Raw genomic sequence first — 8,800 nt, forward strand, 5'->3', positions numbered from 1 at the left:
GCTTCAGGAGTGGGGCCGCGCCATGGCCTTCACGAAGGCTTTCTCGACGTCGAGGGCGGAGAGGACGCCGTAGATGGCGCCGGTGTCCTCGATGACGAGGTATTCGGAGGCGGGGGTGGTGCGGAGGCGGTCGAGGAGTGCTTCGCCGGTGAGTTCGGCTGAAACCTTCATGCCGTCGGTGAGGTCCTGGGCGAGGGTGCTGACGGCGACCCAGGGGCGTCGGTGCGCGGGGACGGAGGCGATGGCGGTCTCGCGGACGATGGCGGTGGGGTCGCCCAGGCCGTCCACGACGACGAGGGCGCGGGCTCCGGCTTCGTCGGCGCGGCGCAGGGCTTCGGAGAGGGGGGTGGTGCTCTGGACGGGGATGGCGCGGCGGGTGAGGGTGCGGGCGCGCAGTTCGGGCAGGTGTTCGCGCAGGCGGGCCATGCGCAGGCTGTTCCCGGCGCCGGTCCAGATGATGGCGGCGAGGATGGCGGCCAGGAGGGCGTCCATGACGGTGTCCATGCCGCCGATGTCCCGGGGCGGGTTGCCGAGGACGCCGGTGCGGGTGATCAGGGGCAGGCCGATGAGGACGGTGACGGCGAGGGCGCGGCCGACCCAGGCGGCGGCGACGGTGCCGGCCATGGGTTTGCCGGTGATGCCCCAGACCAGGGCGCGGAGCATCCGGCCGCCGTCGAGGGGGAGGCCGGGCAGGAGGTTGAAGGCGGCCACGAGCAGGTTGGAGACCATGAGGCCGGCGAGGAGGACGCCGGGGACGCTCGCGGGGTCGACGGCGTTCATGCCGAGGTAGAAGATCCCGGCGAGGGCGAGGGAGAGGAGGGGGCCGACGAAGGCGAGGACGAATTCGCGGCCGGGGGTCTCGGATTCCTTCTCGATCTCGGAGACGCCGCCGAAGAACTGGAGCTGGATGCGGCGCACGGGGAGCCTGAAGCGGAGCGCGGCGATGGTGTGCGCGAGTTCGTGGACCAGGACGGAGGCGTAGAAGGCGACGGCGAAGAAGAGGGAGACGAGGTAGCGGACGGGGCCGAGCCCGGGCAGGACCCGGTCGAGCTGGTCGCCGAAGACCCAGGTGATGAGGGCGGCGACGAGGAACCAGCTGGGCGAGACGTAGACGGGCACGCCGAAGGGGCGGCCCATGAGGATGCCGCCGCCCGGGTCGGAGCGCTTGGCGGGGCGCTCGCCGGTTTCGTCGGTGTCTGCCACGGTTGTCCTTCGTTCGGTGCGTTTGCTTCCAGTGTGGTCCACGTCGGGGGTGGGGCGGCGTGGGGTGCTGTTGCGGGGTGTGATGCTCCGATCATGCAGGGCGATGGGCCCGGAGTCGATGGTATGCGCGTGCTGTCGGTGCCGGGTCGTAGGGTTTTACGCATGACGACGATCCCCGGCGCCGGTTCCGCCGACGCTTCCCCGGCTGCTGCCCGGCCCGCCTCGCTGTCGCCTTCGCGGGCGGGCGATTTCATGCAGTGCCCGCTGCTGTACCGGTTCCGGGTGATCGACCGGCTGCCGGAGAAGCCGAGTGCGGCGGCGACGCGGGGGACGCTGGTGCATGCGGTCCTGGAGCGGCTGTTCGATCATCCGGCGCAGGAGCGGACGGTGCCGCGGGCGAAGGCGCTGCTGCCGGGGCAGTGGGAGCGGCTGCTGGAGGCGAGGCCGGAGCTGTCGGAGCTGTTCCCGCCGGGGGACGGGGGCGCCGGGCTGGCGGGGTGGCTGGCGGAGGCGGAGGCGCTGGTGGAGCGCTGGTTCACGCTGGAGGACCCGACGCGGCTGGAGCCGGTGGAGCGGGAGTTCTTCGTGGAGACGGAGCTGGAGTCGGGGCTGCGGCTGCGCGGGATCATCGACCGGGTGGATGTGGCGCCGTCGGGCGAGGTCCGCATCGTCGACTACAAGACGGGGAAGGCGCCGCGGCCGGAGTACGCCGAGGGCGCGCTGTTCCAGATGAAGTTCTACGCGCTGGTGGTGTGGCAGCTGAAGGGGGTGGTGCCGCGGCGGCTGCAGCTGGTGTACCTGGGCAGCGGGGACGTGCTGACGTACGACCCGGTGGTGGCGGACCTGGAGCGGGTGGAGCGCAAGCTGCACGCGCTGTGGGAGGCGATCCGGGAGGCGACGGAGACGGGTGACTGGCGTCCGCGCCCGACGAAGCTGTGCGGCTGGTGCGACCACCAGGCGGTGTGCCCGGAGTTCGGCGGCACTCCCCCGGTGTATCCGCTGCCGGTCGTCCCGGGGCCGGCCCGCCCGGCGGGTTCCTGAGCGCGCGGCCAGGGCAGAATGGGCGGCGCCGAAGCCGTCCGACGAATACGAGGTAGTTCCCGTGGCGATCCGCGTCCTGCTGGTCGACGACCAGCCACTGCTGCGCACCGGCTTCCGGATGATCCTGGAGGCGGAGCAGGAGCTGGTGGTGGTGGGTGAGGCCGGGGACGGTCTGCAGGCGCTGGAGCAGGTGCGGGCGCTCCAGCCTGACGTGGTGCTGATGGACATCCGGATGCCGCGGATGGACGGGGTGGAGGCGACCCGGCAGATCACGGGTCCGGAGCGGAACGGGCCGGCGAAGGTGCTGGTGCTGACCACCTTCGACCTGGACGAGTACGTGGTGGAGGCGCTGCGGGCGGGGGCGAGCGGGTTCCTGCTGAAGGACGCTCCGGCCCATGAGCTGGTGCAGGCGATCCGGGTGGTGGCGGCGGGCGAGGCGATGCTGGCCCCGAGCATCACGCGCCGGCTGCTGGACAAGTACGCCGGCCACCTGCCGTCGGGCGAGGAGAGCGTCCCGGACGCGCTGGGGACGCTGACCGAGCGGGAGGTGGAGGTCCTGAAGCTGGTGGCACGCGGGCTGTCGAACGCGGAGATCGCGGCGGACCTGTTCGTGAGCGAGACGACGGTCAAGACGCATGTGGGCCATGTGCTGACGAAGCTGGGTCTGCGGGACCGGGTGCAGGCGGCGGTGTACGCGTACGAGAGCGGTCTGGTGCGTCCGGGCGCGCAGTAGCCGCCCCCGGGTGTGGACGCGCCCGCGCCCCGGCTCCCTTCGCGGGGGCCGGGGCGCGGGTGTGTCCGGGGCTGGTCAGCCCTTGCTGATCTCCCAGAAGCGGAAGACCGTGGAGGCGTCCAGGGACCACTGGAGGCCGGTGACGTTCTGGCGGGCGACGGCGTACTGCTTGCTCTGCCAGAGCGGGAGGACCGGGATCTCGTCGGCGACGATGTCCTGGAGGCGGGTGTAGTCCGGGTTGGCCGCGGTGCGGTCGGACTTGGTGGAGGTCGCGGGGATGATGGTCCCGCTGATCTCCTTGTTGTCGTAGTTGTTCATCAGGACGTTGTCCGGCCCGAAGAACGGCTGGGTGAAGTTGTCGGCGTCCGGGTAGTCGGGCACCCAGCCCTTGACGTAGACGCCGTACTTGCCGGCCTTGATGTCCTTCTCGTACTGCTCGAACTCGACGGACTTGACGTCGGCGTCGAACAGGCCGCTGTCGTTGAGCTGCTTGGCGATGACCTGGAACTGCTGGTCGGTGGAGGGGCCGTAGCGGGTCGGCGTCGAGTACAGCGTCAGCTTGATCTTGCCGGTGATGTTGGCGGCCTTGAGGACGGCCTTGGCCTTCTCCAGCTGGGGGCTGCCGCCGTAGCGGTCGAAGAAGGGGGTGGTGTGTCCGGCGATGCCGGCCGGGACGATCGAGTACAGCGGCACGGCGGTGCCGGAGTAGACGTCCTTGACGAGCGCCTCGCGGTCGACGAGGTAGGCGATGGCCTTGCGGACGGGGAGCTTGCCGGCGACCGGGTCGCTGACGTTGAAGACCATGTGCTGGACCTCGGCGCCGGTGCCCTGGACGACGTCCACCTTGTTGTCGCCGGTCTTGGTCGCGGCGAGGCCGGCGATGTCCTTGGCGGCGAGGCCGCGGAAGGCGAAGTCGACGTCGCCGCTCTCCAGGACGGTCTTGAGGCCGGCCTGGTCGCCGTTGAAGAACTTCAGGGTGACGCCGGTGTTCTTGGCCTTGGCCTTGCCGCTGTAGGCGTCGTTGACCGAGAAGTTGGCGCTCTTCTCGTTGAAGGAGTCCAGCTTGTAGACGCCGGAGCCGATCGCCTTGTTGTCGGTGCGGAGCTTGTCGGCCGGGTACTCGCTGTGGTCGACGATGGCGCCCGCGCCCGACGCGATCTTGCTGGGGAAGGTCGCGTCGGGGGTCTTCAGCTTGAAGATGACGGTCCGCTCGTCGGGGGCGTCGATGCTCGCGATGGACGAGAGCATGACGGCCGGGCCGCTCGGATCGTTGATCTTCAGGGTGCGCTCGAAGGAGAACTTGACGTCCTTCGAGGTGAGGCTGTGGCCGTTGCTGAACTTCAGGCCGGAGCGCAGGGTGCACTTGTACACCCTGCTGTCGCCGCCCTCGAAGTTGCAGGACTGCGCGGCGTCGGGCTCGGGCGTGGTGCCGCCCTTGGGGAAGCTCAGCAGCGACTGGAAGACGTTGTTGAAGAGCAGCCAGGAACCCGGGTCGTAGCCCGACGCCGGGTCGGTGGACTTCACCTTGTCGGATATGCCCATGACCACGCCGTTGCCGTTGCCGGCAGCCGAGCCGTCCTGCGAGCCGCAGCCGCTGAGCAGCGCGGCGGCGGTGGCCGCCCCGAGCGGGGCTACCAGCCACTGGTTACGTCTCTTCACGCGATGTCCTTCACAGTTCTTGTCTGATCCTTGCGCCGGCCTGCGACGTCCGCCGCCGGTTGCTGCCGGTCTCAGCCGCTGACGCCCCGGCCGAGTTCCCACAGCTGGAGGTCGGAGATGGCGTTGACCGACCATTCCACTCCGGTGATCCCGTCGCGTGCGGCGACGTACTGCTTGCCCTGCCACAGGGGCAGGACGGGGACGTCGTCGGCGACGATGTCCTGCATCTCCGTGATCGCGGGGACGGCGACGGTGCGGTCGGCGGCCTTGCGGGACTCGGGGATGAGCCTGGTGCGCACCGCGGTGTTGGCGTACGGCGTGCCCAGGAAGTTGTCCTGCTCCAGGAACGGGGCGAGGAAGTTGTCGGCGTCGGGGTAGTCGGGGAACCAGCCGAGCCCGTAGGCGGCGTAGTCGCCCTTCTTCTGGGCGGGGCGGAAGTCGCCCCACTCGTTGCCCTGGACGGTGATGTCGAACAGCTGAGTGGAGTTCAGCTGGGCCTTGAGGGCCTGGAATTCGGCGGCCGTGCCGTCGCCGTAGTGGTCGGTGGTGTAGTTCAGCGTCAGCTTGACGGGGGTCTTGATCCCGGCGGCCTTCAGGAGGTCGGCGGCCTTGGCGGTGTTGGCCTCGCCGTACTTGTTGAAGAAGGAGTTGACGTGGCCGGTGACCGTGGTGGGGACCAGCGAGTACAGGGGCTGCGCGGACTTGCCGTAGACCTTGGAGATGACGTTGTTGCGGTCGACGGCCGCGGCGAGGGCCTGGCGTACGGCCTTCTCCTTGGTGACCGGGGCGTCGGTGTTGAAGCCGATGTAGCGGATCTCCAGGCCCGGCATGGGCACGAGCCGGACGCCCTTGGGGGGCTTGGCCGAGAGCTCGGTGATCTGGGCCGGGGAGAGGGTGCGGGAGATCATGCTGATGGAGCCGTCGGACAGCGCCTTGGCGGCGGCGGCCGAGTCGGGGAAGGTGCGCAGTTCGACCTTGTCGTTCTGCAGCTTGATGTCGCCCTTGTAGTGCGGGTTCTTGGTGAAGACGGCCCGCACGAGGTGGTTGTCCTTGACCTCGGGCTTCATCGTGTACGGGCCCGAGCCGTCGACGGCGAAGCCGGTGCGCAGCTTCTTGGCGTCGTAGTTCTTCTCGCTGACGATGCCGGCGGCGGGGGTGGCGAGCTTGTACGGGAAGGTCGCGTCCGGGGTCTTCAGGTGGAAGACGACGGTGTCGGCGCCCTTGGCCTCGACGGTGTCGAGGGTGGAGAGCAGGGAGGAGGGGCCGTTCTCGTCCTTGATGGTCCTGACCCGGTCGATGGAGAACTTGACGTCCTTGGCGGTGAGCGGGTCACCGCTGGCGAAGGTCAGGCCCGGCCGCAGGGTGCAGCGGTAGCTCTCGTTCTCGTTGTCGGTGAAGCGGCAGTCGGAGGCGGCTTCGGGGACGGGCTGGCCGCCGCCGCGCGGGGTGCGCATCAGCGTCTGGACCGTCTGGCGCAGGACGTTCCAGGTGGTGGCGTCGTAGGCGTAGGCGGGGTCGAACGGGGCGGGGGCGAAGTCGGCTGCCTCGAACCGGTCGGTGGTGCCGACGACGATGGCTCCGGACCCTGCTCCCGTTCCGCTCGCGCTGCCGCATGCGGACAGCGCGGGGGTGAGCAGGCCGAGCGCGGCCGTCAGCACCATGGTCTTGCGGTTCATGCTGGAAGTACTCCCTCACCCGGCACTTGTTAAGCGGCGTAGAGGGCACTTCGCTGCGGTCGCCCGTTCAGGGCGGAACGATCGGGCCGGTGTTTGACGATCGGTCCACGCGCGTGCCGGTGCAAGGGTGTGCGGCCGGTACGGCAAAGGTGCGTGCGCAGTGCCCGGCGATGACATTAGTGGCCCTGGGAGGGGTGGCTGGAACGCGTGGGAGCGGGGGCGTAATCGCACTGTGATGGGTGCGGACTGACCGCTTATACCGGAGTCTTCGCAGATGGTGTCAGGACATGATCAATCCGGACACATGGGAAGCCCCTGGAGGCTCGGGGCAGGTCCGGCGAAGGCTCCTCGGGTGACCAAAGTCACCCGCCAAAGCCTCGGCCGTAAGGATGGAATTTCGGCCTCCGGTGGCCGTGGCGGAAGATCCTTCCGCCGGAACGGGGGCGGGCCCCCGTTCCGTTCGGCACGGACGGTGTGCGCTCAGTTCAGCGGAGTGATCAGCGAGCGCAGGAACGCGAGGTCCACGTCCTCCAGGGAGCGCACGACGGTCCGCCCGGGCGCGGGCTCGATCAGCCCCACGGAGGGCACCGCCACGACCCGGCAGCCGGCCGCCTCCGCCGCGGCCACCCCGGTCGCGGTGTCCTCGATGACGGCGCACCGCGAAGGGTGCGCGCCGAGGCTGCTCGCGGCGAACAGGTAGGGGTCGGGGTGGGGCTTGGTACGGGGGACCTCGTCGCCGGCAACGGTCAGGTGGAAGCGGTCGCGGCCGAGGGTGAGCAGGACCCGGTCGATGACGCGGCGGTGGGAGGCGGAGACAAGGGCGGTGGGCACGTTGTGCCGGGCCAGCTCGCTGAGCAGCCGCTCGGCGCCGGGCATCAGGGGCACCTGCTCGGCGATGCGGGCCTCGAAGCGCTCGTTGAGCAGGACGCTCAGCTCGGCGAGGCCGATGGCGGCGCCGGTCGCCTCGATCAGGAAGGAGGCGCTGCGGCTCATGGGGCCGCCGACGACGACGTCCCGCCACGCCTCGTCCAGGCGGTGGCCCAGTTCGAGGAAGATCTGCGCCTCGATCTCCCACCAGAATCCCTCGGTGTCGACGAGGGTGCCGTCCATGTCGAGCAGCACCGCCTGCAGGGCGTGTCCGTCCGCCGTACGGACGACGGGGGCGGGAACGGTGCTGGTCATGCGTACGCCTCTCTCCGGGGACGACAAGGCCGGTCACCTCGGACCCAGCGGGGCATCCCCCTCGGGAACAGGTGACCGGCCTGTTGGGACCGACCAGTGTACGCCGGTCCGTCTCAGCGTGCGTTGAAATACTTCGCTTCGGGGTGGTGGATGACCAGGGCGTCGGTGGACTGCTCCGGGTGGAGCTGGAACTCCTCCGAGAGGTGGACCCCGATCCGCTCCGGCTGGAGGAGGGTGGCGATCTTCGCCCGGTCCTCCAGGTCGGGGCAGGCGCCGTAGCCGAGGGAGAAGCGGGCGCCCCGGTACTTGAGGTCGAACATGTCCTCGATGGCGGCCGGGTCCTCCCCGCCGAAGCCGAGCTCGGCGCGGACGCGGGCGTGCCAGTACTCGGCGAGGGCCTCGGCCAGCTGGACGGACAGGCCGTGCAGCTCCAGGTACTCCCGGTAGGAGTCGGACTCGAACAGCTTGGCGGTGGCCTCGCCGATCTTCGAGCCGACGGTGACCACCTGGAGGCCGATCACGTCGGTCTCACCCGACTCCTCGGGGCGGAAGAAGTCCGCCAGGCACAGCCGGCGCCCGCGGCGCTGGCGGGGGAAGGTGAACCGGGTCAGCTCGTTGCCCTGCTCGTCCAGGAGGATCAGGTCCTCGTCCTTGGACACGCAGCGGAAGTAGCCGTAGACCACGGCCGCCTCGAGGAGGTTCTCGGTGTGGAGCTTCTCCAGCAGGCCGCGCAGGCGCGGACGGCCCTCGCTCTCGACGAGCTCCTCGTAGGTGGCCCCGCCGGCGCGGGCCTGCTTCAGGCCCCACTGGCCCTTGAACAGGGCGCCCTCGTCCAGCCAGGAGGCGTAGTCCTTGAGCGGGATGCCCTTGACCACGCGCGTCCCCCAGAAGGGCGGCGTGGGCACCGGGTTGTCCACGGCCACATCGGAACGGCCGCCCGGCTGCTCGGGCTCCTCCACCTCCAGGAGGGGGGTGTCCCGCTTGGCCACGCGGCGCTGCTTGAGCTCGGGCAGGGCGGCGCCGGGGACTCCGCGCTTGACGGCGATCAGGGCGTCCATCAGCCGCAGCCCCTCGAAGGCGTCACGCGCGTAGCGGACCTCGCCCTCGTAGATCTCGTGGAGGTCCTGCTCCACGTAGGCACGGGTCAGGGCGGCACCGCCCAGGATGACCGGATAGTCGGCGGCCAGCTTGCGCTGGTTGAGCTCCTCCAGGTTCTCCTTCATGATCACCGTGGACTTCACCAGCAGCCCCGACATACCGATCACATCGGCCTTGTGCTCCTGCGCGGCCTCCAAGATCGCCGAGA

At 69.9% G+C, this 8,800-nt stretch carries 7 protein-coding genes; 2 read left to right on the plus strand and 5 right to left on the minus strand.

Translation table 11 applies throughout. The annotated features are described in order from the left end of the window. Positions 1–3 precede the first annotated feature (3 nt). Positions 4–1,203, minus strand: a complete 1,200-nt coding sequence (locus ABZ716_RS17625) for a site-2 protease family protein (RefSeq protein ID WP_358812441.1) — start codon at positions 1,201–1,203, stop codon at positions 4–6. Positions 1,204–1,365: 162 nt separating this feature from the next. Between ABZ716_RS17625 and ABZ716_RS17630 the strand changes: the two genes are divergently transcribed. Beyond that, positions 1,366–2,244, plus strand: a complete 879-nt coding sequence (locus ABZ716_RS17630; RefSeq protein WP_358959845.1) for a RecB family exonuclease — start codon at positions 1,366–1,368, stop codon at positions 2,242–2,244. Positions 2,245–2,305: 61 nt separating this feature from the next. Further along, positions 2,306–2,977, plus strand: a complete 672-nt coding sequence (locus ABZ716_RS17635; RefSeq protein ID WP_351892147.1) for a response regulator transcription factor — start codon at positions 2,306–2,308, stop codon at positions 2,975–2,977. A 75-nt stretch (positions 2,978–3,052) separates the two neighbouring features. On the opposite strand, the gene ABZ716_RS17640 is transcribed toward ABZ716_RS17635, so the two are convergent. From ABZ716_RS17640 to ABZ716_RS17655, 4 genes are all read right to left on the minus strand, one after another. Continuing rightward, on the minus strand, positions 3,053–4,636 hold the full coding sequence (locus ABZ716_RS17640; RefSeq protein WP_358812443.1) for an ABC transporter substrate-binding protein: 1,584 nt from the start codon (positions 4,634–4,636) through the stop codon (positions 3,053–3,055). Positions 4,637–4,707: 71 nt separating this feature from the next. Beyond that, complete coding sequence (locus tag ABZ716_RS17645) at positions 4,708–6,312, minus strand: ABC transporter substrate-binding protein (RefSeq protein WP_358812444.1); 1,605 nt, start codon at positions 6,310–6,312, stop codon at positions 4,708–4,710. 480 nt (positions 6,313–6,792) lie between these two features. Next, a complete protein-coding gene (locus ABZ716_RS17650; RefSeq protein ID WP_351892140.1) occupies positions 6,793–7,494 on the minus strand; it encodes an HAD family phosphatase in 702 nt (233 codons plus the stop codon). A 113-nt stretch (positions 7,495–7,607) separates the two neighbouring features. Continuing rightward, on the minus strand, positions 7,608–8,800 hold a 1,193-nt coding region (locus ABZ716_RS17655), incomplete at its 5' end, for a vitamin B12 dependent-methionine synthase activation domain-containing protein (RefSeq protein ID WP_358959847.1).

The organism is Streptomyces sp. NPDC006687, assembly GCF_040636215.1.
Lineage (GTDB): Bacteria > Actinomycetota > Actinomycetes > Streptomycetales > Streptomycetaceae > Streptomyces.

What these genes read in the sequence shown, in the direction of transcription:
- ABZ716_RS17645 (WP_358812444.1), bottom strand. Translation starts at nt 6,312, where the DNA reads ATGAACCGCAAGACCATGGTGCTGACGGCCGCGCTCGGCCTGCTCACC.
- ABZ716_RS17650 (WP_351892140.1), bottom strand. Translation starts at nt 7,494, where the DNA reads ATGACCAGCACCGTTCCCGCCCCCGTCGTCCGTACGGCGGACGGACAC.
- ABZ716_RS17630 (WP_358959845.1), top strand. Translation starts at nt 1,366, where the DNA reads ATGACGACGATCCCCGGCGCCGGTTCCGCCGACGCTTCCCCGGCTGCT.